At 70.7% G+C, this 26,673-nt stretch carries 26 protein-coding genes and 1 pseudogene; 10 read left to right on the plus strand and 17 right to left on the minus strand.

Annotated features, from left to right (window positions below; genetic code table 11):
* The first annotated feature begins 662 nt into the window (after positions 1-662).
* From OG858_RS07150 to OG858_RS48095, 4 genes are all read left to right on the plus strand, one after another.
* Entirely contained in the window at positions 663-1,118 is a 456-nt protein-coding gene (locus tag OG858_RS07150; protein WP_327723515.1) for a VOC family protein, read from the plus strand.
* A gap of 699 nt (positions 1,119-1,817) precedes the next feature.
* Positions 1,818-4,544: a S8 family serine peptidase gene (locus OG858_RS07155; protein WP_327723516.1), complete on the plus strand. Its 2,727-nt coding sequence runs from the start codon at positions 1,818-1,820 to the stop codon at positions 4,542-4,544.
* A 74-nt stretch (positions 4,545-4,618) separates the two neighbouring features.
* Entirely contained in the window at positions 4,619-4,954 is a 336-nt protein-coding gene (locus OG858_RS07160) for a hypothetical protein (RefSeq protein ID WP_327723517.1), read from the plus strand.
* Between the two features lie 272 nt (positions 4,955-5,226).
* On the plus strand, positions 5,227-5,382 hold the full coding sequence (locus OG858_RS48095; protein ID WP_408059380.1) for a hypothetical protein: 156 nt from the start codon (positions 5,227-5,229) through the stop codon (positions 5,380-5,382).
* Positions 5,383-5,698: 316 nt separating this feature from the next.
* Here OG858_RS48095 and OG858_RS07170 read toward each other — a convergent pair whose 3' ends face one another.
* The 5 genes from OG858_RS07170 to OG858_RS07190 form a co-directional block, all read right to left on the minus strand.
* Positions 5,699-5,896, minus strand: coding sequence for a hypothetical protein (locus OG858_RS07170; RefSeq protein ID WP_327723518.1), 198 nt, complete (start codon positions 5,894-5,896; stop codon positions 5,699-5,701).
* Positions 5,897-6,832, minus strand: a complete 936-nt coding sequence (locus OG858_RS07175; protein WP_327723519.1) for an NADP-dependent oxidoreductase — start codon at positions 6,830-6,832, stop codon at positions 5,897-5,899. It lies immediately after the preceding gene.
* A 1,270-nt stretch (positions 6,833-8,102) separates the two neighbouring features.
* The gene (locus tag OG858_RS07180; RefSeq protein ID WP_086747939.1) at positions 8,103-8,729 is read right to left on the minus strand and encodes a YigZ family protein; all 627 of its coding nucleotides are present in this window, start codon (positions 8,727-8,729) and stop codon (positions 8,103-8,105) included.
* A 104-nt stretch (positions 8,730-8,833) separates the two neighbouring features.
* Positions 8,834-9,370 carry a SixA phosphatase family protein gene (locus OG858_RS07185; RefSeq protein WP_086747938.1) on the minus strand — a complete coding sequence of 179 codons (537 nt, stop codon included), beginning with the start codon at positions 9,368-9,370 and terminating at the stop codon, positions 8,834-8,836.
* Positions 9,367-10,101: a hypothetical protein gene (locus tag OG858_RS07190; RefSeq protein WP_319067457.1), complete on the minus strand. Its 735-nt coding sequence runs from the start codon at positions 10,099-10,101 to the stop codon at positions 9,367-9,369. The genes OG858_RS07185 and OG858_RS07190 overlap by 4 nt, the downstream gene beginning before the upstream one ends.
* A gap of 191 nt (positions 10,102-10,292) precedes the next feature.
* On the opposite strand from OG858_RS07190, the gene OG858_RS07195 reads away from it, so the two are divergent.
* Complete coding sequence (locus tag OG858_RS07195; protein ID WP_037704867.1) at positions 10,293-10,709, plus strand: CoA-binding protein; 417 nt, start codon at positions 10,293-10,295, stop codon at positions 10,707-10,709.
* A gap of 247 nt (positions 10,710-10,956) precedes the next feature.
* On the opposite strand, the gene OG858_RS07200 is transcribed toward OG858_RS07195, so the two are convergent.
* Positions 10,957-11,910: a universal stress protein gene (locus OG858_RS07200; RefSeq protein WP_319067456.1), complete on the minus strand. Its 954-nt coding sequence runs from the start codon at positions 11,908-11,910 to the stop codon at positions 10,957-10,959.
* A gap of 99 nt (positions 11,911-12,009) precedes the next feature.
* Here OG858_RS07200 and OG858_RS07205 point away from each other — a divergent pair.
* Positions 12,010-12,348, plus strand: a pseudogene (locus OG858_RS07205) (VOC family protein); the annotation flags it as partial.
* Between the two features lie 465 nt (positions 12,349-12,813).
* On the opposite strand, the gene OG858_RS07210 reads toward OG858_RS07205, so the two are convergent.
* The 3 genes from OG858_RS07210 to OG858_RS07220 all read right to left on the minus strand — a co-directional run bounded on the left by OG858_RS07210 (position 12,814) and on the right by OG858_RS07220 (position 16,124).
* On the minus strand, positions 12,814-14,349 hold the full coding sequence (locus tag OG858_RS07210; RefSeq protein ID WP_328545033.1) for a VWA domain-containing protein: 1,536 nt from the start codon (positions 14,347-14,349) through the stop codon (positions 12,814-12,816).
* Positions 14,346-15,287 carry an AAA family ATPase gene (locus tag OG858_RS07215; RefSeq protein ID WP_319320540.1) on the minus strand — a complete coding sequence of 314 codons (942 nt, stop codon included), beginning with the start codon at positions 15,285-15,287 and terminating at the stop codon, positions 14,346-14,348. The genes OG858_RS07210 and OG858_RS07215 overlap by 4 nt, the downstream gene beginning before the upstream one ends.
* A gap of 180 nt (positions 15,288-15,467) precedes the next feature.
* The gene (locus OG858_RS07220) at positions 15,468-16,124 is read right to left on the minus strand and encodes a TetR/AcrR family transcriptional regulator (protein ID WP_327723522.1); all 657 of its coding nucleotides are present in this window, start codon (positions 16,122-16,124) and stop codon (positions 15,468-15,470) included.
* Positions 16,125-16,246: 122 nt separating this feature from the next.
* Between OG858_RS07220 and OG858_RS07225 the strand changes: the two genes are divergently transcribed.
* Positions 16,247-16,807: an NAD(P)H-dependent oxidoreductase gene (locus tag OG858_RS07225; protein WP_086752532.1), complete on the plus strand. Its 561-nt coding sequence runs from the start codon at positions 16,247-16,249 to the stop codon at positions 16,805-16,807.
* A gap of 94 nt (positions 16,808-16,901) precedes the next feature.
* Here the strand turns inward: OG858_RS07225 and OG858_RS07230 are convergent, their stop codons facing one another.
* From OG858_RS07230 to OG858_RS07240, 3 genes are all read right to left on the minus strand, one after another.
* Entirely contained in the window at positions 16,902-17,459 is a 558-nt protein-coding gene (locus tag OG858_RS07230; RefSeq protein ID WP_327723524.1) for a YbaK/EbsC family protein, read from the minus strand.
* Between the two features lie 43 nt (positions 17,460-17,502).
* Positions 17,503-18,075, minus strand: a complete 573-nt coding sequence (locus tag OG858_RS07235; protein ID WP_086752528.1) for a helix-turn-helix domain-containing protein — start codon at positions 18,073-18,075, stop codon at positions 17,503-17,505.
* A 100-nt stretch (positions 18,076-18,175) separates the two neighbouring features.
* Complete coding sequence (locus OG858_RS07240) at positions 18,176-18,955, minus strand: acyltransferase (RefSeq protein WP_086752526.1); 780 nt, start codon at positions 18,953-18,955, stop codon at positions 18,176-18,178.
* Between the two features lie 97 nt (positions 18,956-19,052).
* Between OG858_RS07240 and OG858_RS07245 the strand changes: the two genes are divergently transcribed.
* Positions 19,053-19,595: a gamma carbonic anhydrase family protein gene (locus tag OG858_RS07245; protein WP_086752524.1), complete on the plus strand. Its 543-nt coding sequence runs from the start codon at positions 19,053-19,055 to the stop codon at positions 19,593-19,595.
* Positions 19,596-19,818: 223 nt separating this feature from the next.
* Here OG858_RS07245 and OG858_RS07250 read toward each other — a convergent pair whose 3' ends face one another.
* The 3 genes from OG858_RS07250 to OG858_RS07260 form a co-directional block, all read right to left on the minus strand.
* A complete protein-coding gene (locus OG858_RS07250) occupies positions 19,819-20,469 on the minus strand; it encodes a DedA family protein (protein WP_086748780.1) in 651 nt (216 codons plus the stop codon).
* 179 nt (positions 20,470-20,648) lie between these two features.
* Positions 20,649-20,849: a hypothetical protein gene (locus tag OG858_RS07255; RefSeq protein WP_319067452.1), complete on the minus strand. Its 201-nt coding sequence runs from the start codon at positions 20,847-20,849 to the stop codon at positions 20,649-20,651.
* 72 nt (positions 20,850-20,921) lie between these two features.
* Positions 20,922-21,359, minus strand: a complete 438-nt coding sequence (locus tag OG858_RS07260; RefSeq protein WP_319261873.1) for a DUF4442 domain-containing protein — start codon at positions 21,357-21,359, stop codon at positions 20,922-20,924.
* Positions 21,360-21,886: 527 nt separating this feature from the next.
* Between OG858_RS07260 and OG858_RS07265 the strand changes: the two genes are divergently transcribed.
* Positions 21,887-22,933, plus strand: a complete 1,047-nt coding sequence (locus OG858_RS07265) for a hypothetical protein (protein ID WP_086749756.1) — start codon at positions 21,887-21,889, stop codon at positions 22,931-22,933.
* 151 nt (positions 22,934-23,084) lie between these two features.
* On the plus strand, positions 23,085-24,389 hold the full coding sequence (locus tag OG858_RS07270; protein WP_086749757.1) for an MFS transporter: 1,305 nt from the start codon (positions 23,085-23,087) through the stop codon (positions 24,387-24,389).
* Here the strand turns inward: OG858_RS07270 and OG858_RS07275 are convergent.
* Positions 24,351-25,196 (minus strand): spermidine synthase, encoded by an 846-nt coding sequence (locus OG858_RS07275; protein ID WP_086749764.1) that lies wholly within the window; start codon positions 25,194-25,196, stop codon positions 24,351-24,353. The two genes, OG858_RS07270 and OG858_RS07275, sit on opposite strands and share 39 nt — an antisense overlap.
* A 122-nt stretch (positions 25,197-25,318) precedes the next feature.
* Entirely contained in the window at positions 25,319-26,488 is a 1,170-nt protein-coding gene (gene tuf / locus OG858_RS07280) for an elongation factor Tu (protein WP_086749758.1), read from the minus strand.
* Positions 26,489-26,673 lie beyond the last annotated feature (185 nt).

The raw sequence follows: 26,673 nt of genomic DNA on the forward strand, positions 1-26,673 counted from the left end.
GCCGCTGCTGCCGAAGCGGCTGCGGCAGGGGGCGTCGATGTGCCGCGGTTACTGCAGGTGCCTGCCGGGCTGCCGCAGCCCGTGGCCACCGGCCGGCTCCTGGCTCTGCCGACAGCGGGTGTCCTCCTCCACCAGGTCCAGAGAATCGGCCACCAGCCCGTGGTAACGACTCCGCGTGACCTTCCCGATCATCTCCACCGTGGGGGCCACGGCGCACCACCCGGCGCGGGCCGAAGAGTCGGCGTCCTTGCGCCAGCTTCGGAACCCCGGCCCGGCGACGCAACCCCGGCTCCGCCCCACACCGCCAACATCACCAACCAACGAGTCAACACCACCAACTCGAGTCGCAATTTCGGCTCGCGGCGCTCCGTTCCTTCCGGCCGTCCGCACAACTCCACTGACCGGTCCGTCAGTTGCAGACCGTCACAGATCGGCGGTTCTGACGGACCTTCTCACCTGAGTGGCGGGCGATCCTTTGCCGAGCCGACCGCCGCCTCTGTCCATCGCCTCGCGGGGGTCTCACCCGAAAGAATTGCACCTGACACTAGCGTCAGGTTCTAGCGTTGCGGCTGAAGTTACAGAACAGCGCCGACCGGTCTGGGTCACTGCCACCTGGCCAATGTGCCCGCGGCTACCCCTTCCTCACCCCACAGAGGAGAATCGTGCCCTTCTATCACATCTGCATCATGGTGAGCGACCTGGAGCGATCGCTGCCCTTCTACCAGGACCTCCTGGGATTCAAGAACACGCTGTACGACGTCACACAGCCCGGCGAGTGGTTCGACACCTCGACGCTCGACGACATCCTCGGCGTGAAGAGCGCGGCGACCCGGATCGTGCTCGTCTCCGACGACTCCGGCGCGACGCTGGAACTGCAACAGGCGGCCAACCCGTTCACCACCAAGGCTCCGGACGAGTACCTGCGCTACGGCGCGACCGGCATCACGGAGCTGGGGCTCAAAGTGTCCGACATCGATGACCTTTTTAAGCGCGTCGAGGCCGCTGGTATCGAGGTTCAGACCGACTACATCTGGTCCCCCTTGCCCGGAATCCGATCCTTCCTGTTCTACGACCCCGACGGCGCGCTCATCCAGGCCGTTGAGGACCACACCACATAGGTGAAGCCCTGCCCGACGCTCTCGCCCGTTGAACCGCTCCGGGGCTGGTGAACGCTGTGATGCGCTCTGGCTCTGACGGAGTCAGCTTGCTGGTTGCAGCCACTCGATGAGCTTCTTCGGGGTCAAGGCTTTGGCGTTGTCGCGTGACGCCCCCAGTTCGTGGCGATCTGTCAGTTCAGCGGAGCCGGAGTGTGACAGAGACCGTGCCTGCCGATGCGTCATCGCTGATCCCGATTGCCCTTGGCCAACTCCGTGAGTGTTCCGACGTCGTTTCCGAGGAGATCCCGGGCCTGCCGGCACGGCTGACCGAGGTGTTGGACCCGCAGGATCCACGCAAGGGTGCGCCACCGCCCGGCCGTAGGGCTCGCGTTCACCACGTGTGCCGTGCCGGCCGGGGAGACCTCGCAGTACACGCTCCGGAGCCGGAAGCTCGGCCAGGGCGAACCCGACACCCCCACCACTGTCACCCCCGGCGGTGGCCGCGGACGAGGGCCCTGACTCAAAGTGACCTGGCCTGCTTTGCAGGCCACGCGGTACCTCGGCCTCGTCGAACACGGCGACGGTTCGAGCCCCCTCGGGCGCACGGTTTCGACAGTCCCACCGTAGCCCCCGCACACCCCCACACAGCCGCAGAGGCGGATGGCGCCCGGACACCTGGCGCCCGGCTCGTCCGCGGCACCCGATCGATATGGATCACAAGTGACACGCACACCCATACGCCCGAGAGCGGCCATCACCACTCTCGCGCCCCTCCTCGCCGGAGCCCTGACCCTCATGGCGGTCATCGCTCCCACCTCCTCCTCCGCTGCCGCCAACTCCACTGGGGGCAAGGGCAGTTACGGCGACGACACCTACATCGTCAAGCTCGCCGACCCACCCGTCGCCGCGTACGAGGGCGGGCTGCCCCGGCTGCAGCGGACGGCGCCCACGGCGGGGAAGCGGCTCGACGCCGACTCCGCCACGGTCGGGAGGTACGTGGCACACCTGGACGACCGTCGGGAGCGGGTCCTCGACGCCGTGCCCGGTGTCGAGACGCTCTACGACTACTCCTACACGTTCAGCGGATTCGCCGCCGAACTGACCGGTCGGCAGGCCGCGAAGCTGGCCTCGACGCCTGGTGTCGTCTCGGTGACCCGCAACACGGTCGCTCAGCTGACGTCGACGGGTCCCGACGATGGGCCGAGGGCGGACGGCCGGGCGGAAACCTACATCCGGACCGTGGCCGATGGCCGGGACGGGACCGACGGCAAGGTCACGGCTCCTGCGGCCCAGCAGCCGACCCCTTCCGGCGGGGTGAGCGGCCCCCAGGGCCAAGGTCTTTCAGGGGCGCGGGGCACCGCGCGATCAGCCCTCACCGGACCCGCAGAAGTCCGAACACCGCACACCCCGGGCTCCCAGGCACCCCGTACGGCCCGCCACGCCCAGTTCCCCGACACCCCCCGACTCCTCGGCCTCTCCGGCGCCAAGGGCCTGTGGGCGAAGGCGGGCGGCCCCGAGCACGCCGGAGAAGGCGTGATCGTCGGGATCGTGGACACCGGATTCGACCCCTCGAACCCGATGTTCGCCGCACTGCCGAATCCGCGCCCCGACGCCGGGGCCATCGCCAGGAAGTGGCACGGCGACTGTGACCCGGGCGATGACCCCACGCACAAGGTGACCTGCAACAACAAGGTGATCGGCGCACAGTGGTTCGGCGCGGGAGTCCCCGCGGACCGCGAAGACGCCCCCTCGCCGTTGGACACCAGCAGCCACGGCACCCACACCAGCAGCACGGCCGCCGGGAACCACGGCGTCGCCGCGTCGGTACCCGGCAGCAACGCCGAGGGCAGGCTCAGTGGTGTCGCCCCGGCTGCCCGCCTCGCCTTCTACAAGGCGTGCTGGCCGGGCTTCGGCTGCCCGACCGTGGACCTCACGGCCGCGATCGACAGGGCCGTGGCGGACGGCGTCGACGTCATCAACTTCTCCATCACCGGCACACTCACCGAGCAGCCCGACATGGAGGCCATGTTCAACGCGGCCAAGGCGGGCGTGTTCATCGCCGCTGCCGCCAACAACGGCGGCCCCGACTCGGTGCACCACACCGGCCCGTGGGTCACGACGGTCGCCGCGTCGTCGCACGACACCCAGTACATCACCTCCCTGGTCCTCGGCGACGGCCGCCGCTACACCCGCGTCGGCCTGAACCCGGGTGCCGGCTCTGCCCCGCTGGTCGAGGCAGCCGCCGTACGCAAGGACGGCTCGGACGCCGGCCGGGCCGCGCTGTGCGCGCCGGGCACGCTCGATCCGGCCCAGGCGAAGGGCAAGATCATCGTCTGCGACCGAGGCGGTGCCGGCATCTGGGAGGACGACAAGTCGGACGAGGTCCTGGCGGTCGGCGGCAAGGGCCTCGTACTCACCGACACCCCGGCCTACGACGAGTTCCTGCCCCCGTACGTCTTCTCGGTGCCCCTGATCCAACTCGACCTCGAGGACGCGAAGGCAGTCCACGCATACGCCTCCCATGCCGGCGCGACCGCCCGGTTCACGCCCACCCAGAGCAGCCACCGGGCCACCCGGGAGATCGCCTCCTTCTCCTCCAGCGGCCCGGACCACTTCAGCGACGGCGACCTGCTCAAGCCCGACATCGCCTCCTTCGGCCAGACCATCCCGGCGGGCGTGGTGCCCGGCAGCACCAGCTATTACCCCGGCCGGTTCAGCTTCTCCGACGGCACCTCGATGGCGTCCCCGCACATCGCCGGCCTCGCCGCCCTGCTGCGGCAACTGCACCCCGACTGGTCACCGATGGAGATCAAGTCGGCGCTGATGACGACGGCCACACCCACCGACGAGAACGGCGACCCCATCGGCCGCGAACTGGCCGACTCCGCCTCGCCCCTCGACTACGGCGCGGGCCTGCCCCGAGTCACCCGGGCCACCGACCCCGGCCTGGTCTACGACTCCACCTCCGCCGACTGGACCGCCTACCTCTGCGCGATCGGCCAGAAGCCGACCACCCAGGACGGCACCGACGCCTGCGCCACGGCCACCAAGACCGACCCCAGCGACCTCAACTACCCCTCGATCGCAGTCGGTGACCTGCTGGCCGGTCAGACGGTGACACGCACGGTCACCAACGTCTCGGCGCACACCGCCACATACAAGGCGACGCTCCAGACCCCGCCGGGCTTCCGCGCCGAGGTCACCCCGAAGCGGCTGACACTCGCGCCAGGCACGTCGGCCTCGTACAAGGTGGCATTCGAGCGGACGAGCGCGGCCCACGACACCTGGTCCTTCGGGTCCCTGACGTGGAGCGACGCGCACAGCCACCACGAGGTCACCAGCCCGATCGCCCTGCGCTCCGTAGCGTTCTCCGCCCCGAAAGAGATCACGGTCACCGGAGGCGACTCCGCGACGCTGAAGACCGGGGCCGACTGGAACGGCGACTGACCGCGAAGGCGTCTCTCTACACCGGCGAGAAGACCACCGGCACCCTCACCGGCACCGACCAGGCGGACTTCACCATGAGTCAGGGCACCAACGACGCCGTCGTCAAACACCACGTCCACGTCCCCGCAGGCACCCCCTTCACCCGGTTCGCCATCACCTCCGCGGACCACGTCCCCGGCAGCAACCTCGACCTCTACGCCTTCGACACCGACGGCAACCACGTCGGCGACCGGGCCGGCCCCGGCTCCGACGAGCACGTCGACCTGCCACCCGGCGACTACGCCGTCTACGTCCTCCAATACGAACTGCCGGCCGGCACCACCAGCCAGCAGTACACCCTCTGGAGCTGGAAGGTCGGCCAGGGAACCCCGGCCGTGACACCCACGGTCACCCCGAGCGAGCAACAGTAAGTCGGCGCCGTCGAGTACGGCGACGGATCGACCACCCTTGGACACACCTCGTTGACACCCACGCCGTAGCCGCGCCTCGGTAGCCGTTGGTGTGAACCATCGGTGAGCGATCCGCCCGCGCACTCCCCGAGTGCGCGGGCGGATCGCGTCGGCCCGAACCCTGACCCGCTCCGGTGCCCCCGATGGCCCGGCAGGTGCTCCTCGTTCCCGGCCGGCCTCCGCTCTGCCCTACAAGTGGCAGCGCCGGTAAGGAAGTTGCAGCAGGAGAAGGCATGAGTGGTGCGACGGGACAGGGCTCGGACGACTGCCGCGGTGACCGCGGATGCGGCGTTGTCCTCCACATAGCCGAACTCGTCACTCCAGAGAAGGTCGACGCGGCCGTAGTGCGCGATGGTCTTGGCCAGCACCTTCTCGTCGGCGCGGCCTGAAGCACCTTCCGCGCCGGAGGCTGTTGCTGGACACTCGTGAGTTCCGTTGGGGATCGAGCGGGGCGGCTCAGGCGTTGCTGAGATGAGGCAACGACGTATGCGTGCACACCGTCTTCCACGACTGGCTGCCGATACAGGGGTGGTCGCGCGGAGCACCCGGTTCACGATTCTGCTGCATCCTGCCCATGCCCGGATACGGCGGGCCCCCGTATCCCCCGGCACTGGCCGGGCAAAGAGTCGAGGCCGTGCGTAACGCCGTGAGCATGAGGAGCAGCGCCTGCTCGGCCCCACGCGTACCGGCGGCGGGCAGCGAGAGTTACCAGGACGGCTCGGTCCAGCGGGCCAGGATGATCCAGTAACTGTACGCCGCCGGCCCGTCGAGCAGGCTCGTCCGGGAGGTCCTGCCGCGGTGCATGAACGAGGGCGACGCGCCCTCCGGGTTCACCGAGAGCCTCATCACCGAACGGGCCCGCCCCGGCCGGCCGTGTCCCAGCCGTACGAAAGGGCCTCGCACTCACTCCATGGTGAGGACCACACGCCCCTGGAACCCACCCCTGATCATGTGGGCGTAAGCCTTCGCGACCTCCTCCAGCGGGTACGTCTCCGCCACGCGCAACGCCAGGTCTCCCGCCGCGGCCAGGTCGGACAGTGTCGAAAGCATCGCTCCGTCCGGGCCGACCTGCGTCAGCAGCACCCGGATGCCCCGCTCGGCCTGGGGCAGGGCGTCGAGCCGTGTGGTCACGAACCTGCCGCCGTCCGCCACCGCCCCGATGACGGCCTGCCCCAGCCTGGCCGTGTCCAGAACGGCATCGACTCCCTCGGGACGAACCGTGCGGACGGCCTCGACGAGAGGCTGCGACGCCGACACGTACACGTCGGCACCCGCCACCTTGCTCGCGAACTCGCCGTCGGGCGAGAGGTCGGTCGCGATGACCACCGCTCCCCGTCGCTTCGCGAGCTGCACCGCGTAACCGCCGACCGCCCCCTCCGCGCCGGTGATGAGCACGCTCTGGCCGGCCTGGATACCGAGCAGTTCGACGGACTGGGCAGCGGTCAGCCCGTTGAGGGGGATGGTGGCGGCGTGGACGGGGTCGACACCCCCGGGCGCCGCCGCGATCGCATGGGCAGGAACCACGATGTACTCGGCCTGCCCCCGGTTCAGACCCAGGGGCAAGCCGTAACTGAACGCGATGGCAGGCTGCCCGGGCGTCCAGGGGGTACCCGGGCCGACGGCGTCGACAACGCCGGCGACATCCCAGCCGAGGCCATAGGCGACCCCCTCCGGCGGAGCCGGGTAATAGCCCCCGACCCAGGCCGCCGCATCGGCCGGGTTGAGCGCGGCCGCCTGAACCTTGATACGAACCTCACTCAAGCCGGGAACAGGCTTGGCGACCTCGGCGACCTCGACCACGTCCGGGCCGCCGAGCGAACGGTAAACGGCTGCGCGCATGAGTACTCCTGCTGTCGGTCGCACCCGCTCACAGCAGGCACGGAAGATCTTTGGTGGCAAGGGGGATGTCCGCAGGGAGCTGCGGAACGCCAACAGCAGCCACGCTAAAACCTGACGCCAACGTCAGATGCAAGTCGGGGTGGGGGTACCGGTCCGAAGCCCAGACGCAGCCGGTCGCCGCGAACCGTGCCCCTCTTGCCTTCGCGTCTCACAAATGTGTCACGGACTGGATCGACGCCACCGATCCTCTACGCTCTGACCTGGCCTTTCGTGGACCCGCATGCTCTCACTGGACCGGTATGGACGGCGTTTCCAACCTGTGCCATGTGGTACCCACACACCCCCCTTGAGGCGTCGCCCTTCCGGCTTCCCGCAGCCACCGCGCATACGACGCACGGATCGCCACGGGACAGTCAAGATCCGGACCATACGCGGGCCAACCGAGCCGCAATGGCCACCTACTACACCTCACCGCAGTTCAGGGGCTCGTCAGCGCTGTACCACCAGCAGACGAAGAATCTGCTGACAGCCCCGACACCTACCCTGCGGTCACAGCGTGCGCACCTCGGAAGAGCTCGCAGAGTGTGCCCCACATTTCCCGGATCCGGGCCGTGCGGAATTGAAGCGGATGATCTGCCACAGGGCTGCCATACGCGGAACGTGGATTCTTCGACTGCCGTCCCAACACGGATGCTCCGTCTGACGTGTCCAGTCCTGCTGAGACCTGTTCAGCACTGGCGCTCGGCATGCGGGCGCAGGCAAATGAAAACCGGTCCGCCAGAAGCAGCCTCGCCAAAACCATCAGTTCGGCGACTGCGAATAGGGCGGCTGCCAGACCTCGCTCCACCGCCTGCAACTCGAAGCCCTCCGCACCCAGCACAGAACCAGCACGGGACAGGTCACCAGGGATGACGAGGGGTGCCCACAGGTCAGCACCCAACCAGCACCGGCACCGCCAATGGACCTCTCATGGAGCGAACAACAACTCTCTGACCTGCAACTTTGCCGCATCCTGCACGCTTATGGTAAGCAGCGCCTCGAAAATTTGTGCAGCAGCCTCATGATCCCCGAACCTAACAGGCGGGTCGGACATCACGGGCGGCTACCGGCGAACCGACCCGTGTACGCCGCCCGCATCCGCCCTCCACGCGCGCGTGCCCCTGACACCGGCACTCAGCGCGTGTGCCCTCTCGTGCTCGGCGACTTCGCGCGCGTGCCCTCGCGACATCGGTATTCCGTGCGTGTGCCCGCGAACCGGGTGAGATCCCGCTCACGCGTCCCCGTATGCCTCGCCCCCGAGTTCGAATCCGGCCGTGCCCGCGGTGGTGTCGGCGAGCCAGGCGCGGAAGGCGTCCACGTCGGCGTCGGGCAGACCGATCTCGATGGTGACGACCTCCGCGTAGCGCACGTCACGGACCTCGCGCCCGGTGGACCGCAGGTCGTTCTGCACCTTTCCGGCGCGCTGGTGGTCCACGGTCACCGTGGCCAGCCGGAAGCGCCGGCGCGTGATGCCGCCGAGCGCGTCCAGCGCTTCGCCCACGGCGCCGCCGTACGCCCTGATGAGGCCGCCCGCGCCCAGTTTGACCCCGCCGTAGTACCGGGTGACGACGGCGACTACGTACCGCATGTCCCGTCGCAGCAGCATCTGCAGCATGGGGACGCCGGCGGTGCCGCCGGGTTCCCCGTCGTCGCTCGCCCGCTGGACCGCCGCGTCGGCGCCGATGACGTACGCGTAGCAGTTGTGCGTGGCGTCGGCGTGCTCCTTGCGTACGGCCGCGACGAAGTCCTGGGCCTCCTGCTCGGTGGCCGCCGGGGCGAGCGCGCACAGGAACCGGGAGCGGTTGACCTCGGTCTCGTGCACGCCGGCGCGGGCGACGGTGCGGTACTCGTCCTGCATCCGGCCACCCTATGCGCAGGCCGGCGCCCGTCCGTGCGGGCATCGACCGGGGCTGGGCCGCCGGGGTCCGGGCCCGGACCACCCCCGGTTCCCGGTCGGGTCTTCTACTTCCCCCTGGCCACGATCATGTCCGTCAGCAGTGCCGTGCCCGGGGCGAGAGCGGCCCATGTCGCGCCGTGCCAGGAAAGGAAGGCGATCGCCGAGGTGGGGAACTTGGTCCGTAGGTCGTCCAGTGTGTCGTCGAGGGCGTCGCCGGCCAGGTCCAGCACCAGTTCCTCCAGTCCCGGGTTGTGGCCGACGAGCAGCAACGTCCGCACGTGGTCGGGGGTCGCGCGCACCACGTCGAGCAGTTCCGGCACATCGGCGGCGTACACCCGCGCGTCGTACCGTACGGGCGGCGGTGTGCCCCACTGCGCGGAGGCCAGTTCCCAGGTGCGGCGCGCCCGTACGGCCGTGGAGCACACGGCGAGGTCGGGCAGGCTGTCCGTCTCGGCGAGGGCCCACCCGGCGGCGGGGGCGTCGCGGTGGCCGCGTGGTGCCAGGGGCCGTTCGTGGTCGGGTACGCCCACGGGCCAGGCCGACTTGGCGTGCCGCAGGACGACGAGTCTGCGCAGCGGGCCCGCTCCGGCGCGCGCGGTCATGCCGTTGCCCCGATCTCACGGGTGAGTTCCAGACCGAGGAGCCGGTCCGCGTAGGCGTACGTCTCGAACCGCGCGCCGTCCGGCACGTCCTCCGCGCCCTCCACGTCCCGCAGGACGTCGAGCACCGCGCGCACGTCGAGGTCGTCCTCCCAGGCGTCCCGCAGGGTCTGTCGGACGGGCTCGGGAACCGGCCTCGACGGCCGCGTCGCCCAGGCCGCCACCGCCTTGCGCCAGTGGTCGAGCGTGTGGGCGGCCTCGGCCAGGGCGGTGGCGTCGAGGGTCACGGGGGTCCGGCGGTGGTGGCTGAGGAGAGCGAGCCGAAGGGCGGTGCCCGTCGCGGCCGACTCCTCACTTCCCATCACGGGGGCGACCTCGACCGTGACCTCGGCGGGGGAACGGACAACGCCGTTGCCGTCCCCCTTCCCACCGTGATCACCGCCCGCCGGCTCGTACGAACCGACCACGTGCAGCACCCGCTGCCCTCCTCTCGTCCCGGAGGCCTCGCTCGGGCGGATACCGAGGTCGTCGGCACGTACCCGGAGCGTGGCGGGCGGGTCGGCGACGAGGAGGACGGGGCTCCCGCCCATCTCCAGGGCACGCGCGAGGACGTCGGCGACCAGCAGAACGCGCAGGGCCGAGGTGTCGCCCCCCGGCACATGGGCATGGACCCGAGTAAGCGCCCTGCGGATCTCGGCGGGCTCGCCGGTCCGGGCGTCGGTGATACGCAGCACGGGGTGAGCGTAGGCGCGGGAACGGCCGAACGCAGTACGGAGGACGGCATTCCGGACATCGAGCCGGGCAACGAGCCACGTGGACCGCACGCGAGGCAAGGTATTCGAGGCCCGGGAATCGCCGGGCACCGCCCGCTGTTGCCGCAGGCAGCCCCCGCGACCGGGCGCTCCGACACGACAGAGGAGACGGCATGTACGGCGACCCCGCCACCATCCGCAGGGTTCTGACGGAACTCGGCGACACCTGGGCCGTCGTCGGCCTGTCCAACAACCGCAACCGCGCGGCGTACGGCGTCGCGGAGGTCCTGCAGCGTTACGGCAAGCGCGTCGTCCCGGTGCATCCCAAGGCCGAGACGGTCCACGGCGAACAGGGCTACGCCTCTCTCTCCGACATCCCCTTCCCCGTGGACGTCGTCGATGTCTTCGTCAACAGCGATCTCGCGGGCCCCGTGGCCGACGAGGCGACCCGCATCGGCGCCAAGGCGGTCTGGTTCCAACTGGGCGTGCTCGACGAGCAGGCCTACCACCGAACCCGAGAAGCGGGCCTGGACATGATCATGGACCGCTGCCCGGCGATCGAGATCCCCCGCCTGACCCCCGCCCCCTGAAAAAACAGAGGCTGCGCCCGCGCGTTTGATTCCTGCTGTCCTTCACCCGGTGCCTTTGGCTTGGCGTCATGGCTTGTGTCATGGCTTGTGTCTTTATGTCTTCAGGGGCGCGAGGAACTGCGCGACAAGCCCCCACCCATCCGCAGCCGACGAACAACACCTGAAGCGGGGTAGAAGGGGCGCAGCCCCTGGGGATGGGACGGGTAGGGGCGGCGGGGGCGAGGAGAGCAATCCGGTCCCCCGCACCTCAGTCGTGCGAGACCACCACCACAGGCACCCCCGCATGATGAAGCACGGCATGCACCACCGGACCGATATGCGCCCCCACCGGCGAATGCCGAACCCGCCGCCCGACCACAAGAAGGGACGCTTCCCGAGACGCCTCCAGCAGATGCTCCGCCGCCTTCCCCCGCCGAGACTCCTCCACCACCTCCACTCCCGGAAACTCCCGCCGCCACGGCACCAGCACCTCACTCAACGTGCCGGCCTCCACCCGCCCCACATCGGCATCGAGATCGGCCTCCAGTCCAGGCCTCTCCCGAAGGCCGGAGTGCGGCGGCGGACTCCAGTCATGAACGATCCGCAACGTGGCCCCCCGCACCACCGCCGCCTCGAACGCAAATTGGATCAAGGTGTGGTCCGGCTGCACGGTGTCCAGACCGAGCACGACGGGCCGGAACGGCGTCACGGCGGACGGCACGCCGGTCGAGCCCGGCGCATGCTCGTCCACGGCCCGCTCCCCCGCCCGCACGAGCACGACCGGCCGCTCGGTGTGCGCGACGACATGCAGCCCGACGGACCCGAGCAGGAACCCGGCGATCCCGCTCAGCCCACGGGACCCCAGGACCAGCAGTTCCCCACCGTGCGCCGCCCGCACCAGTTCCTCGCTCGCCCGGCCGGTCAACTGTTCGACGCCCATGTCGACGTCGGGATGCCGCAGCCGAATCCCCTCGGCCGCCTCACTCAGCACCCGCCCGACACCCGTCTCCCCCGACGCAGCCGGCCCCGCTCGCCCGCCCTGGCCGTCCGGGCTCGTCCCCGTACCCAACATCGGCTCCCGCCCCATCGGCTCGGGAACCGGCTCCCAGACATTGACCAACCGCAGCGGCAGCGTGCGGAGCCTTGCCTCTCGGGCCGCCCACTCGGCGGCGGCCAGGCTCTCACGCGAACCGTCGATGCCCACGGTGACGGTGCGGAACATGGGGCGCACCTCCTGAGGTCGAGGTCTGATTCCAGCATCGCCGCAGAGCAACCGATCCGCAGAGGCGAGAATCGGGCCATGCTGAGAATCTGATCCGTGGTGCTGAGCGCGTCCGACGTACGGCGGGCTGCCTCGTTCTGGACGGAGGCCCTCGGGTACGACCCGCGCGAGGAACCGGAGGACGACTGGGTCGTTCTGGTGCATCCGCGGGGCACCGGCACCCTGCTCTCCCTCGGCCTCGGTGAGACCCCGGCGCAGGAGCGCCCTCGGGTGCATCTGGACCTCTGAACGGGCAACGCGGAGGACCAGGCGGCCTAGGTCGAGCGGCTGCTGGGACTGGGAGCACGCCGGGTCGACCGGGACCAGCACCCGCAGGACGCCGACTTCGTCGTACTCGCCGACATGGAGGGCAACCGCTTCTGTGTGATCGACACCGGCCGGGAGGGACCTCAGAGGCCGCGGGAGCGACCGCCGCACCCGGCAAGGCGGACCACTCCTCGCATCACCGTTCCTGTGGACTGAGCGGGGGTGGGTCAGTTCAGCCGCGCGCCCCGAACGGTCCTGGGCGAGCTGGTCCCCGGCGTACTCGACCCCGGGGCGGCGACACGCATCCTGTGCGTGGTCCGGGCCCGGGAGGCCAGTTCCCTACGCGACCTGGCCAAGTGGATACGGCCAGAGGCGACGGGGAGGCCCTGAACCATCCTCTGGTGGAGCAGGGGCCCGCACGCTGACGCCGCACCCGGTGTCCCAGGTCGCACGATCACGTTAGCCCGATCAGCCCAGGGCACCGCAAGCCCGCAAGCCCGCAAGCCCGCAAGCCCGCAAGCGGACGATCACACGACCGAGCCAACTCGACCTTGTGCGCACTCCTTGGCGAACAGTTCCAACCCCTCCCCTCACGCTTCACACCGGCAGCAACCGCGTCACCAGCTCCCCCAGCCGCCGAGCGTTCCGGCAGGAGTGCATGTCGACGATCTCGGCATAGACATGGGCGGCGGAGTCACCCGTCCCCCACTGGCCCGGCGACTCGGGGTTCAGCCAGTGGACCCGGCGGGCGCGGGCCACGACGCGCCGCAGGGCCGCCGCGTTGGGATCGAACCCGTTGGTGCGGGCGTCACCGAGCACGATCACCGACGTACGCGGGCCCACCGCGTCGAGGTGGCGCTCGGCGAACTCGCCGAGCGCGGCACCGTAGTCACTGCTGCCGTGCCAACCGGAGACCGCGGCCTCGGTGGTGATCCGACGGCCGAGTTCCGCGGGATCGGCCTCGCCGTTGGTGACGAGGCGGGTGACCTCGTCGACGCGGTTGACGAAGGCGTAGACCCGCACCTTGCTGAACTGATCCCGCATCGCCTGCACCAGCAGCATCGTGAAGTTCGCGAAGCCGGCGACCGACCCGGACACATCGCACAGCAGCACGATCTCCGGACGGGCGGGCCGATGCCGCCGATAGGCCGGGCGCAGCGGCACACCTCCCGTGGACAGCGAACGCCGCAGCGTACGCCGGATATCGATCCGACCGCGCGCGGCCCTGCGCCGCCGGGCGGCGAGCCGGGTCGCGAGTTTGCGGGCCAACGGCTGGACGGTACGGCGTAGTTCGACGAGTTGCTCACGGCTCGCGATGAGGAAGTCGACCTGGTCGGCGCTGGGCGCGATGCCCCGCTCGGCGATCATCTCCGCTCCCCGGCGCTCGGCGACCCGCCGCCGCGCCTCGGTACGCACCCGATTGCGGAAGTCCTCGATGCGGCGCCGGATCTCGTCGGCGTCCAGCCGATCGGTGAACCCGCCCGAACCGAGACCCGAGCCCACACCCGAGCCCGCACCCGCACCCGCACCCGCAGTCGACCCGAATGCGAATCCGCCGCCGAATCCCATACGGAGCCCACCACCAGGCCCACCACCGGCCCCAGCTCCGGAAAAACCGGCGTCGGCCTCCCCGCCCGCCGCTTGCGAGGCCGCGAGAATCCGTGCCAACAGCGTCTGCGGCCGGAGGCGGTCCAGCGTCTGGTGGGCCGACCAGCCGTCCGAGCCGGGGGAGCCGTAGCGGCCGAGCAGGTCCACGGCTTCGGCCGCGAGCCGGGTGAGCGCGGCCGTGTCGTTCGCGGCCAGCGCCGCGGCGAGTCGGTCGCGCAGCTCGTCCCGGTCCCCGGCCGACGCACCCCGCGCCCCCGTCAACTCCCCCACACCGAGCGGGAAGTACAGCTCGAAGGCCGCGTCGAACACGGCACGCTGCCGGTCGGCGCGCAGCAGCGCAGCCGCCAGCCCCTCCCGGATCCGCTCCCGGTCGGTGAGGCCCAGCACCTCCAGCACGGCCGCCGCGTCCACGGTCTCGCCGGGCCCGATCCGTATCCCATGGCCCCGCAACGCCCTGACGAACGCGGTCAGTCGCTCGGCCAGAGAGCCCGGAGCCGTGCCCGCATCACGGGCCCCGGCGCTCATACCAGCGTCAGCTTCCGCGCGGCCTTCTCGATGTCGTCCTGGTGCTTGAGGATCACACCCAGGCTGTCCCGTACGACGGTCTCGTCGAGGGTGTCGGCGCCGAGGGCGAGCAGGGTGCGTGCCCAGTCGATGGTCTCCGCCACGGAGGGGGCCTTGCGCAGCTCCATCTCGCGCAGCGCGCCGACCACCCGGACCAGCGAGTCGGCGAGCGCGTCGTCCAGGCCGGGGACCCTGAGCCGGACGATCCGCCGCTCCAGCTCGGCGTCGGGGAAGCCGAGATGGAGGAAGAGGCAACGGCGGCGCAGGGCCTCGGAGAGCTCGCGGGTGGCGTTCGAGGTGAGGACCGTGAAGGGGCGCCGGGTGGCGGTGATCGTGCCCAGCTCCGGGACGGTGACCTGGAAGTCGCTGAGCACCTCCAGCAGCAGCCCTTCGACCTCGACGTCCGCCTTGTCGGTCTCGTCGATGAGGAGCACGGTCGGCTCGTCGCCACGGATCGCGGTCAGCAGGGGGCGGGTGAGCAGGAACTCGTCGCTGAAGATGTCGGTGCGGGTGTCGTCCCAGGCCTCGTCGCGCCCGGCGGTGATGCGCAGCAACTGCTTGGCGTGGTTCCACTCGTACAGGGCGCGGGACTCGTCGATGCCCTCGTAGCACTGGAGCCGGACCAGACGGGCGGCGCCGACCCGCGCGACGGCCTTGGCCAGCTCGGTCTTGCCGACGCCCGCCGGGCCTTCCACCAGCAGGGGCTTGCCCAGCCGGTCGGCCAGGAAGACGGTGGTGGCGACGGCCGTCGAGGCCAGGTATCCCGCTTCGGCGAGCCGCGCGGCGACGTCGTCCACGGAGGTGAAGAAGCCGGTACCGACGATTCCCGGGCGCCCGTTCTCGTCGTTCCCGCCCTCGCCCGACTCGCTGTTCCCGCTCTCGGCGTTCTCGTCGGTCATGTGGCCCCTCCCGCTCGCGCGGCGTACGAGGCCGCTCTCCGACATCCGCCTCCAAGTTACCAAGCGGTCGCTTTGCCTGTCTCCGATTGGCGTGCCCGTTCACCGCCTTCGATTGGCGTGCCCGGTTCACCGCCTCCGGTCGACGCGCCCGGTTCACCGCCTTGACGTCCAAAGCCCTGGCTAGGCCGCCACTACCAGTCGCTCCACCATGTCCCCCCACCCCAGCTCCAGCCGATCGAGGGGCATCCCCCGCCGCCCCACCAGGTGGTCGACGAGGCTGATGTCCAGATAGCTCAGCATGGTCTGCGCCAGCAGCTCGATGTCGCCCGTCGTCCCGGTGCGGCGCAGCAGCATGCACAGATGACCGAGGCGGAGCTGCGTCGCCGGGCTGGTGTGGCGGCGGGAGACGTCCGCGCAGGCGGCGAGATACAGGTCGCGGTGGGAGTACTCGTGCCGGATGACGGCGGCACCGAAGGCCCGGAGCCGCTCGACGGGCGGCGCGTCGGGGCCGAGGGGCGGCGGGCCGGTCAGGAACGCGGCCTGGAGCTCCCGCTCGTGGTGGTCGAGAAGCGCGGTCATGAGCCCGAACCGGTCGCCGAACCGCCGGAAGACGGTGCCCTTGCCCACCTCGGCGGCGGTCGCCACGGCCTCCATGGTCAGGTTGGCGGCCCCGCAGTCCGCCGCGAGCCGGGCGGCGACCTCCAGCAGCCGGGTCCGGTTGCGGGCCGCGTCCGCGCGCAGTCGGGGCTGTTCGGAGGCGGGCGGGGCAAGGTCCAGCAGTCCGTCGAGGGGGTCGGGTTCCTGAGGCGCCGGGAAGGGCGGCAGCGACTCTTTCATGAAGGGAGCGTAACGCTCACCACAGACAAGTGGACCCCGGTCCGGATAGGTGCTACAAATTTCAACGGACCCCGGTCCGCTTAGCTTTTCCCCAGGTGCACATCCTTGCTAGGAGTCAGCTCATGTCCGTACGCATCCTCGCGCTCGTCGGCAGCCTTCGCGCCGGTTCGCACAACCGCCAGCTCGCCGAGGCCGCCGTGAAGTACGCCCCGGAGGGCGTCGAGATCGAGCTGTACGAGGGTCTGGCCGACGTCCCGTTCTACAACGAGGACCTCGACACCGAGGCCGCCCTCCCGGCCGCCGCCGCACGGCTGCGCGAGGCCGCCGGCCAGGTCGACGGCCTCCTGCTCTTCTCCCCCGAGTACAACGGCACCATCCCGGCCGTCCTGAAGAACGCCATCGACTGGCTGTCCCGCCCGTACGGCGCCGGCGCCCTCTCCGGCAAGCCGGTCGCCGTGGTCGGCACCGCGTTCGGCCAGTTCGGCGGCGTGTGGGCGCAGGACGAGACACGCAAGGCCGTCGGCATCGCCGGTGCCACGGTCCTGGAGGACGCCAAGCTCTCCATCCCCAGCTCGGTCGTCCGCTTCGCCGAGACCCACCCGGCCGACGACGCCGAGGTCGTCACCGGTCTCACCGAGGTCCTGAACCAGCTCAGCGCCAAGGCGGGCACCGCCGCCGCCTGAGGCCGGCCCTGTTCCGTACGCCGCCGGGTCCTGGGCATGCACCCAGGGCCCGGCGTCGGCGTTCCGGCACGCGGAGCCCTTCCGGGTGTGCCGGTCAGGCCACCCCCAGCCCCTCCAGCACCACCGCGTTCGGCAGTTCCGCGAACGCCTTCCCCGGCACCAGCAGCTTGCCGCGCCGCCGTCCGCTGCCGACCAGGACGTACGGCAGGTCGACCACGGCCGAGTCCACCAGGACCGGCCACGGCGCGGGCAGCCCGACGGGCGTGATGCCGCCGTACTCCATCCCGCTCTCCCCGGTGGCGGTGTCCATCGACGCGAACGAGGCCTTACGGGCGCCGAGCCGACGGCGGACCACACCGTTGACGTCGACGCGGGTGGTGGAGAGCACGACACACGCGGCCAGACTCGACTCGCTTCCGCGTTTGCCCGTGACGACCACGCAGTTCGCGGACCGTTCGAGCAGTTCCTGCCCGTAGTGCTGGACGAACACCGCGGTGTCCGCCCACTCCGGGTCCGTCTCGACGTACAGGATCTGGTCGGCGGGCACACTGCCGGCCCAGTCGCGTACGGCGTCGGCGACCGGGCCGACGAGGTCGTCGAGGCAGTCGGGGGCGGGGGTGGCCTGGTCGAAGTCTCCGATGGGTGCGCGCATGGGCCGCACGGTAACAAAGGCCCGCCGACGCCAGGCCGACGTCTCAGTGCACGGCCGGCACCGACACCGTCAGCACCATCTCCGTGGGCACATCGCCCTGATTCGCGTACTCGTGCGCCGCGTTGGCCTCGAACGTGACGCTCGCACCGGCCGGGACGCGATACTCCGCGCCCTCGACGGTGAGGGTCAGCTCGCCCGCCGTGACATGCGCGATCTCGACCGTGCCCACGGGGTGCGGGTCCGAGCGGCTGCCCTCGCCCGGCATCAGCAGCCAGCTCCACATCTCCAGCGGGCCGGGCGCCTCCGCACCGGCCAGCAGCTTGCTGTAGCTGCCCGCTTCGGTGTGCCACAGCCGGACCACCTGCTCGGCCGGGACGATCCGGACCTTGGGGCCCTGCTCGTAGTCGAGCAGCGTGGTGATGCTGACGCCGAGGGCGTCACCGATCTTGACGACGGTGCCGAGGCTGGGGTTGGTGCGGGCCTGCTCGATCTGGATGAGCATCCCGCGGCTGACTCCGGCGCGTGCGGCCAGGGCGTCCAGGGTGAAGCCCCGCTCAGTGCGCCAGCGCTTGACGTTCCGCGCCAGGGACTGGGTCAGCAGGTCGAGATCCGACACATTCCGTCCAATATTCTCATTGAAGGAGTTCAACGCGGTGAACCAAGAGGTGACCAAGACCGTGGTGCACCCGACGTTCACCGAACTCTACTGCGAGCCACTAGGCGGACTCCCCGGCCTCCTCGGCATCCCACTCGGCCAACGCCAGCAGCTGCTCCGGAGTGACACCGTCGGGAATCGGCACGGGGGCAGGCGTCCGGATCGGCGGCTGCCATCCCTCGACCGGATCCCAGCGCCGCACGACCCGCGCGGGCGCCCCGGCCACCACCGAGTGGTCCGGCACCGCCCCCCGCACCACCGCTCCCGCGGCGACCACCACGTTCCGCCCGACCCGCGCCCCCGGCAGGATCACCGCACCCGTACCGATCCAGCACCCCGGCCCGATCGACACCGGGTCCATACGCGGCCACTGCTTGCCGATCGGCTCGTGCGGGTCGTCGTACGAGTGGTTCGTGGACGTCACATACACGTACGGCCCGAAGTAGCAGTCGCTGCCGATGGTGACGGTGGTGTCGGCGATGACATGGCTGCCCCGGCCGAGGACGACACCGTCACCGATGCGCAGGATCGGCTCCGCGCCGAGGTCCAGATCGGGCATCAGTCCGGCGGTCAGGGTGACCTGCTCGCCGATGATGCAGTGGGAGCCCAGATGGATCCACGGCTCACCGAAGACCGTGCCGAGCGGGAAGGCCAGTCTGGTACCTGTTCCCATCGCGCCGAAGCGGAAGCGGCCGGGCCGGTCGGCCGTCACCGATCCCGTGCGCTGCAGCCACGCCCAGCCCGCATGGACGGCGCGCTGCACGAGGCGGCCCCGCCAGGACGAGAACGTGTTCTTGCTCTTCGGCACCCGCTCACGGTACTCACCGGTCGGCACACCCATGACGCCGTTCGGCTGTGATCTTCACCCCACGGGATGCGCACGCCATGCCTTACGGTGCGGGTGAGGACTGATCCTCATCCATCACCAGGAGGCGGCGATGAACCGGCAGCGGGCCCTGATCACGACATTCGGCGGCAGGAAGCCGGATGTGGAGGAGGCCGCGTTCGTCTCCCCCACATCGGTGGTGATCGGCGACGTGACGCTGCGGCCCGGGTCGAGCGTCTGGTACGGGGCCGTACTGCGGGCCGAGTTCGAACCGATCGTCATCGGCGCCGACGCCAACGTCCAGGACAACTGCACGCTGCACGTCGACCCCGGCTTCCCGGTCTCGATCGGTGAGCGGGTCTCGATCGGCCACAACGCGGTGGTGCACGGGGCGACCGTCGAGGACGACTGCCTGATCGGGATGGGCGCGACGGTGTTGAACGGCGCGGTGATCGGCGCGGGTTCCCTGGTGGCCGCGCAGGCGTTGGTGCCGCAGGGGATGCGCGTGCCGCCGGGGTCGCTGGTGGCGGGGGTGCCGGCGAAGGTGAAGCGGCCGCTCACCAACGAGGAGCGGGAGCTGGTGACCTTGAACGGGACGCATTACACGGAGTTGGCCGCGGCGCACCGGGAAGCGCAGGAGGAGTACGGCGCGTAGGCCGTCCGCGGGCCGGACGTCACCGGTCGCGCCCGCGCGCTCGGAGCCGCACTTCGATACGGCCCCGCGCCCCTGTGGGCGCGGCTAGGCCGTTTCTGACGGCTCCTGAAGCCGTTCGTGAGCGGCTACGGACGAGTCCGGTGACGCAGCCGGCGCCTCACGAGTCACCTCGCGCGGCGCCGATCGGCCGGATGATCTCCGACCAAGAGCCATCAGAAGCGCCCTAGTCGGCGGCGGTCACCAGATCCCCCTCGACCCCTTCCGCCTTCTCCGCCGCCTTCTTCGCCTTGCGCTTGATCACCAGCATCGAGGTGACGCCGATCAGGACGGCCAGGACCAGACCCAACCAGGAGAAGCGCTTGAGCCAGGCCTCGGCGACCACGCCGACGTAGTAGATGACGGCGGTGGTGCCACCGGCCCAGAGGATGCCGCCGAGGATGTTGGCGACCAGGAAGCGCCAGTAGGGCATCTGCAGGACGCCGGCGAGAGGGCCGGCGAAGATACGGAGGAGGGCGATGAAGCGGCCGAAGAAGACGGCCCACATACCCCACCGGTCGAAGGAGCGCTCGGCGACGGCGATGTTGCTCTCACTGAAGTGTTTGGGGAACCTTCGGTTGAGCTTGTCCAGCAGCGGACGGCCGCCCTTGCGGCCGATGGCGTAGCCGATGGAGTCGCCGATGATCGCGCCGGCGGTGGCACAGGCGCCGAGGACGAACGGGTCGATCTCACCGTGCTGGCTGGCGAGGAGCGCCGAGGAGACCAGGATGATCTCGCCCGGCAGCGGAATACCCAGGCTCTCCAGGCCGATGACCAGCCCCACCAGCAGGTAGATGCTGAGCGGGGGCACTGTTTCGAGCCACTCCTGGACGTGCAAAGCCGGTTCCTCCCGTGTAGTGGATCAAAGGCCCCCGGCGTGCGCTCACGACGGAGCGCACGCCGGGGCAGCCTACCCGCTTACTCGGACGGCGACGGAGTCCTCCAGGTTGTCCCCCGGACCGCTCTGTTGCTCACCGCGCATGGTCCCGCTCAGCGCGTTGCCGCCCCGTCAGGCGGTCACGAGGGGGTGAGCGCCTGCCTCGCCCGGCCGGGATCGCGGCCGGCCGACGCTGCCCAGCGTTCGGCGGTGTCTCCAGCCGAAGCGACGAAGAGGTCGTGCACCTCGTCGACCCGGGTCGCGCCGAAGCCGAAGTCCGTGTCCGGGTCGCGCAGCGAGGCGAAGGGCGGGGAGGTGCGGCCGGCGAGGGCCGGGGGCACGCGGGGCGAGTGTGGGGCGTCCGGGAACGGGCCGACGGCGGCGCCCACGACGCGGCTGGAGCGCGACCGGGGTCAGGCGTTGGGGCGGAGTGTCCAGACGACGGTCATCTCGCCCGTCACGGCGCCGTCGGCGCGCTGGATGGCGATGGTGACGGGGAACTCGGGGCGCTGTCCGGCGTCCAGTTCGGCGACGACCTCGGCAGCGGGGCGGCCCAGGGTGGCAGTGGCCGTGACGGGCCCCATCGCGAGCTTCCTGTACGCGATCTCCGCACTGACCGCGAGCGGCACGGCACGGGAGAACTGGTCGCCGAACGCGGCGAGCACGATCGCCCCGCTCGCCGACTCACCCAGCGTGAACATCGCACCGGCATGCGGCCCACCGACGTGGTTGTGGAACTCGCCCTGATCCGGCAGGGCCACCACGGCCTTCTCCGGCGTGGTCTCCAGGAACTCCAGGTTCAGGGTCCTGGCCATCGGCACCGTGGCGGCGAGCATCTCGCCGATCGACATCTGGTCTGCGCTCATATCCTGATGTTACCCACGAGTAGCCACACCTGGCCAGGGGCGCCCCTGTGATCGTCACTCCGTTGCCGGCCCCGACTCGTCGCCGGCCCGACGTCGGCATGCGGGCCCCTTCCAGGAGGACGAGAGTGGCGGGCGGACGGCAGGTCGAGAACGTTCGCGTTCAAGAACGCCGAAGGGGGCTCCGCCGCCTGGCCGTTCGTCGAGCCCACGGGGGTTGGCCGAGAAGATCCCGGACCCGACGGTGCGGAAGATCCTCGGGAACCTACGCCTCCACTCCGTACGCCCCCACTCCGTACACCTCTGCTCCACACACTTCCACTCCGTACGCCTCCGCTCCACACACTTCCACTCCGTACGCCTCCGCCAGGATCCGGCCACCCCCGGGCAACCCACGGGGCGACGGGTCAAAAGTCCTCGACCCCGGGCGTTTTGGAGCCGTTCGTCCCGAGTGCAAAGGCGCTTCGTGGGCTCCCGTGGCACCCCGCCCCCCGGCACATCTATGGTTACGAGCCATGTGGCCAGGACAGCAGCAGCCGCCCGGGGGCGAGCACCAACCGCAACAGCCGAACCCGTACCAGCAGCCGGGGTACGACCAGTCGGGACAGCCGGGATACCAACAGCCGGGGTACCAGCAACCGAACCCCTACCAGCAGCCCGGGTACCAGTCGACGGGCCAGCAGGCCCAGTACGGGCAGCAACCGCAGTGGGGCGCGCAGGGGCCCGTCGGCCCGCCGGTGCCGCCGGGCGGAGGCGGCGGCAACCGGACGAAGCTGATCGCGATCATCGCGGCCACGGCCGTCGTCGTGGCGGCCGGTGTGACCGGTTTCCTGGTCCTCGGCGGCGACGGCGACAAGGACAAGAAGACGCAGTCCGCTCCTACTGCCTCGCCGTCCCCGACCGCGTCCGAGAGCACCGAGGACAACCCGCGCGGTGAGGACGCCGGGGCGAAGCCGACCGTCGCGGGCTGGAAGGTCGTCGTCAACCCGAAGTGGGGTACGGCCTTCGACGTGCCCCCCGAGTGGGCCGTCCAGTCGTCCGACACCTTCATCGGCTTCGAGGACGACGAGAAGGGCGACGGGTCGGTCCTCATCGGCATGTCGGCACCCGCCATCCTCAAGGAGAAGTGGTGCACGTCCGACGACGACAAGGACGGCAACGAGGAGACGAGCTCGCTGGCCGCCGTGGGCACCAAGGGCCAGCAGGGCGCCAAGGGCACCGAGGACATCGCCCGCAACGACTCGGCGTGGTGGGTCTTCGGCGGTTACACCGACCAGAAGGACACCTCCAAGAAAAAGATGACCATCGGCAAGGCCAAGGCGTACACCACCACGTCGGGCGTCGAGGGCAGTGTCGCGACGACCTACTCCAAGGGTGTCGCCGAGAAGGGCAAGTGCGACACCGACGGCAAGGCGACCACGTTCGCCTTCAAGAACTCGGCCGGTGACTACGTCTCCTGGACGTTCCACGGTGCCAAGGACGTCGACGACGAGGTCCCGGACGCGACAGTGCAGAAGATCCTCAGCACGGTACGGCTGTACGGCGAACCGACCGGCGGCTGAGCCGACACCGGACCGGGGCGGGCAGGTCAGGGCGAGTCGGGGCAGGGCGAGTCGGGTCGGGTCGGTGGGGCCGTCTTCCCCTGGCCCGATCCGGCCACGTCCCGTGCGGAAACGGTTTGGCAGAAGTGATCGGGGCGGCGATAGTCGGCGGGTGACCACTCCCGCCGCCTTCCGCCGCCGCCCCGCCTGGGCCGGTCGCAACTACACCCTGCTGACGACGGCCGCGGTCGTCACCAACCTGGGCAGCAACGGCGCCCTGATCGCGGCCGCGTTCGCGGTCCTGGAGGCGGGCGGCGACGGAGGCGACGTCGGTCTGGTCGCGGCGGCGCGGACCCTGCCACTGGTGCTGTTCCTGCTGATCGGCGGAGCGGTCGCGGACCGGCTGCCCCGGCACCGGGTGATGGTCGCGGCGAACAGCCTCAACTGTCTCTCCCAGGCCGTCTTCGCCGTGCTCGTGCTCACCGGCGAGGCACACCTCTGGCAGATGATGCTTCTCTCCGCGCTGGGCGGCACCGGCCAGGCGTTCTTCAACCCGGCGGCCGAGGGCATGCTGCTCTCCTCGGTCACCGCCGAGCAGGCGGGCCGGGCCTTCGCACTGTTCCGCTTCGCCTCGCAGGGCGCGACCATGACCGGCGCGGCCCTCGGCGGCGCCATGGTCGCCGTGATCGGCCCGGGCTGGGTGCTCGCGGTGGACGCCGCCGCGTTCGCGTTCGCCGGCGCCCTGCGTGCCTTCCTCGACGTGAGCCACATACCGGAGCGCGAACCGGGCCACGGCATGCTCGCCGATCTCCGGGACGGCTGGCGGGAGTTCACCCGCCGCACCTGGCTGTGGGCGATCGTCGTCCAGTTCTCCCTGGTGAACGCGGTCATCGTCGCCGCCGACGCGGTCTACGGCCCCCAGGTCGCCAACGACAGCCTCGGCGGCCCCGGCCCCTGGGGCCTGGCACTGGGCCTGTTCGGGGCGGGCAACGCCGTCGGGGCGCTGCTCATGACCCGCTGGAAACCGCGCCGCCTCCTCCTCGTGGGCGTCCTGTGCGTCTTCCCGTTCGCCCTGCCGTCCGCCGCGCTCGCCGTCCCGACGCCGATAACCGTGCTGTGCCTCGCCATGTTCGTCAGCGGTCTGTCGATCGAGGTGTTCGGCGTCTCCTGGATGACCGCGCTGCACCAGGAGATCCCCGAGGACAAGCTGTCCCGCGTCGCGGCCTACGACTGGTTCGGCTCGGTGGCGATGGTGCCACTGGCCGCCGCGCTGGCGGGTCCGGCGGAGAGCGCCTTCGGGCGTACGGCGGCTCTGTGGGGCTGCGCAGCGCTGTGCGTGGGGGCGACGGCGGCGGTGCTGTGCGTACGGGACGTACGGAACCTGACCCGCCGCAGTGGGCCGGCGAAACCCGACGCGGCTTCCGATGCCGAGCCAGGCTCAGCCGATGCCGAACGCTCCGTCGGGCGGCTCGGGTGACGGTACGGCGTCCTTCTCGCGCACGGGTGCGGCAGCGCCGATGAATTCGCGCAGCGCCGGGCCGTGCTCGACGCGCGCCGGGAAGGCGTCGGCGGCGGTCCGCCGGGCCAGGACGGCGATGTCGGGCGGCTGATGGGCGGCGACCAGCACGGCGTTCCCGAACCGCCGGCCGCGCAGCACCCCCGGCTCGGCGATCAGCACCAGCTCCTCGAACACCGTCGCGAGCGTGGCCAGTTGGGACCGCAGAAACGCGAAGGGTGCGGCATCGGCCAGGTTCGCGAGGTACACCCCGTCCGCGCGCAGCACCCGCTCGGCGGCCCGCGCGTACGCCACGGTCGTCAGATGCGCCGGGACGCGTGAGCCGCCGAACACATCCCCCACGAGTACGTCGGCGGAGTCCGCGGGGGCCGCTTCGAGCCATTCCCGGGCGTCCGCGCCGTGCAGAGCGATCCCCGCGTCGGCGGGCAGCGGCAGCTGCTCGACGACCAGGTCCAGCAGCCCCCGGTCGTACTCGACGACCTCCTGCCGGGACCCGGGCCGGGTGGCGGCCACATACCTGGGCAGCGTGAGCGCGCCCCCACCGAGGTGCAGCACATCGAGCGCCCTCCCCGGGTCCGCCACCGTGTCGAGTGCATGCCCGAGGCGCCGCACGTACTCGAACTCCAGATGCGTCGGCTCGTCCAGGTCGACGTACGACTGCGGCGCTCCGTCCACGGTCAACAGCCAGGCCCGCTCCCGGTCGACGTCGGGCATGAGCTTGGCGGTGCCCTGATCGATGGCACGGGACACGGGTATGGCTTCGTTCACGGCCTCCATTGTGCCGGGCCCGCCCTCGTCCGGAGGACCACCGAAGCGCTCCCGAAGGGTGTGGGGGACCGCGCGACCGGCCGAGAACCGGCCCGCGCTCCCCCACACACACAGCGACCCCCCTACTGAACGGCCGTCACGGTCCCCGCCCCCACGGTCCGACCGCCCTCACGGATCGCGAACCCGAGACCCGCCTCCAGCGGCACGTCACGCCCCAGCTCGACCGCCATGGTGACCGTCTCCCCAGGCCTGGCCACCGCGGCCTCGCCCAGGTCGATGTCCCCCACCACATCTGCCGTACGGATGTAGAACTGCGGCCGGTAGCCACTCGACACAGCGGTCGCCCGGCCGCCCTCACGCGCCGACAGCACATACACCTGCGCGGTGAAGCGCCGCCTGGGCACGACGCTGCCGGGCGCGGCCACCACGTGCCCGCGGCGGACGGCGTCCCGTCCCACCCCACGCAGCAGCAGCGCCACGTTGTCCCCCGCCTGCGCCTCCGCCATCGGCTTGCCGAACGTCTCCAGCCCGGTGACCACGGTCTCCACCTCGGCACCGAGAACCTCGACCCGGTCCCCCACATGGATCGTGCCGCGCTCGACGGCACCGGTGACGACGGTTCCCCGGCCCGTGATCGTGAGGACGTTCTCCACGGACAGCAGGAACGGCGCGTCCAGGTACCGCTCCGGCATCGGGACGTACGTGTCGACCGCGTCCAGCAGCGCGTCGATGGACGCCGTCCACCGCGGGTCCCCTTCGAGGGCCTTGAGCCCGGAGACCCGTACGACCGGTACGGAGTCGCCGCCGTACCCGTGCGAGGTGAGCAGCTCGCGGACCTCCAGCTCGACGAGGTCGATCAGCTCCTCGTCGCCCGCGTCGGCCTTGTTCAGCGCGACGACCACGTGGTTCACCCCCACCTGGCGGGCGAGCAGCACGTGCTCGGCGGTCTGCGGCATGATCCCGTCGAGCGCGGAGACGACGAGGATCGCCCCGTCGAGCTGGGCGGCCCCTGTGACCATGTTCTTGACGTAGTCGGCGTGGCCGGGCATGTCGACGTGCGCGTAGTGCCGGGTGTCGGTCTCGTACTCGACGTGCGCGATGTTGATCGTGATGCCGCGCGCCGCCTCCTCCGGGGCGCGGTCGATGCGGTCGAACGGCACGAACGTGCCGACCCCGCGCTCGGCGAGGACCTTGGTGATGGCGGCGGTCAGGGTGGTCTTGCCGTGGTCGACATGGCCCATGGTGCCGATGTTGAGATGCGGTTTCGTGCGGACGTAGGCCGTCTTGGACATGGCGGTACCTCGAAGTCTCTTCAGCGGTACTGGGTGAGGCCCCGGCGCGACTACGGGCGCTGCCGGGACGGGGACCCCGAGGTCTCGCCGACCCTCCCCCTGCGGGGTCCGCCGGAATGTCCGGGAAGGGTCAGCTTCGGGCGCCGTCTGCGGCGGCCACGACGATCAGGAGGGCAGCCTTCGGG

This window comes from Streptomyces europaeiscabiei, from assembly GCF_036346855.1.
Lineage (GTDB): Bacteria > Actinomycetota > Actinomycetes > Streptomycetales > Streptomycetaceae > Streptomyces > Streptomyces europaeiscabiei.

Bases quoted from the DNA above. Each gene is read 5' to 3' on its own strand.
- OG858_RS07195 (WP_037704867.1), top strand. From the start codon at position 10,293: ATGTACGGCGACCCCGCCACCATCCGCAGGGTTCTGACGGAACTCGGC.
- OG858_RS07230 (WP_327723524.1), bottom strand. From the start codon at position 17,459: ATGCGCGCACCCATCGGAGACTTCGACCAGGCCACCCCCGCCCCCGAC.
- OG858_RS07160 (WP_327723517.1), top strand. From the start codon at position 4,619: ATGAGTCAGGGCACCAACGACGCCGTCGTCAAACACCACGTCCACGTC.
- OG858_RS07175 (WP_327723519.1), bottom strand. From the start codon at position 6,832: ATGCGCGCAGCCGTTTACCGTTCGCTCGGCGGCCCGGACGTGGTCGAG.
- OG858_RS07180 (WP_086747939.1), bottom strand. From the start codon at position 8,729: ATGCAGGACGAGTACCGCACCGTCGCCCGCGCCGGCGTGCACGAGACC.
- OG858_RS48095 (WP_408059380.1), top strand. From the start codon at position 5,227: ATGAGTGGTGCGACGGGACAGGGCTCGGACGACTGCCGCGGTGACCGC.
- OG858_RS07225 (WP_086752532.1), top strand. From the start codon at position 16,247: ATGTCCGTACGCATCCTCGCGCTCGTCGGCAGCCTTCGCGCCGGTTCG.
- OG858_RS07265 (WP_086749756.1), top strand. From the start codon at position 21,887: ATGTGGCCAGGACAGCAGCAGCCGCCCGGGGGCGAGCACCAACCGCAA.
- OG858_RS07245 (WP_086752524.1), top strand. From the start codon at position 19,053: ATGAACCGGCAGCGGGCCCTGATCACGACATTCGGCGGCAGGAAGCCG.
- OG858_RS07240 (WP_086752526.1), bottom strand. From the start codon at position 18,955: ATGGGTGTGCCGACCGGTGAGTACCGTGAGCGGGTGCCGAAGAGCAAG.
- tuf (WP_086749758.1), bottom strand. From the start codon at position 26,488: ATGTCCAAGACGGCCTACGTCCGCACGAAACCGCATCTCAACATCGGC.
- OG858_RS07220 (WP_327723522.1), bottom strand. From the start codon at position 16,124: ATGAAAGAGTCGCTGCCGCCCTTCCCGGCGCCTCAGGAACCCGACCCC.
- OG858_RS07260 (WP_319261873.1), bottom strand. From the start codon at position 21,359: ATGTCGATCGGCGAGATGCTCGCCGCCACGGTGCCGATGGCCAGGACC.
- OG858_RS07215 (WP_319320540.1), bottom strand. From the start codon at position 15,287: ATGACCGACGAGAACGCCGAGAGCGGGAACAGCGAGTCGGGCGAGGGC.
- OG858_RS07185 (WP_086747938.1), bottom strand. From the start codon at position 9,370: ATGACCGCGCGCGCCGGAGCGGGCCCGCTGCGCAGACTCGTCGTCCTG.
- OG858_RS07210 (WP_328545033.1), bottom strand. From the start codon at position 14,349: ATGAGCGCCGGGGCCCGTGATGCGGGCACGGCTCCGGGCTCTCTGGCC.
- OG858_RS07200 (WP_319067456.1), bottom strand. From the start codon at position 11,910: ATGTTCCGCACCGTCACCGTGGGCATCGACGGTTCGCGTGAGAGCCTG.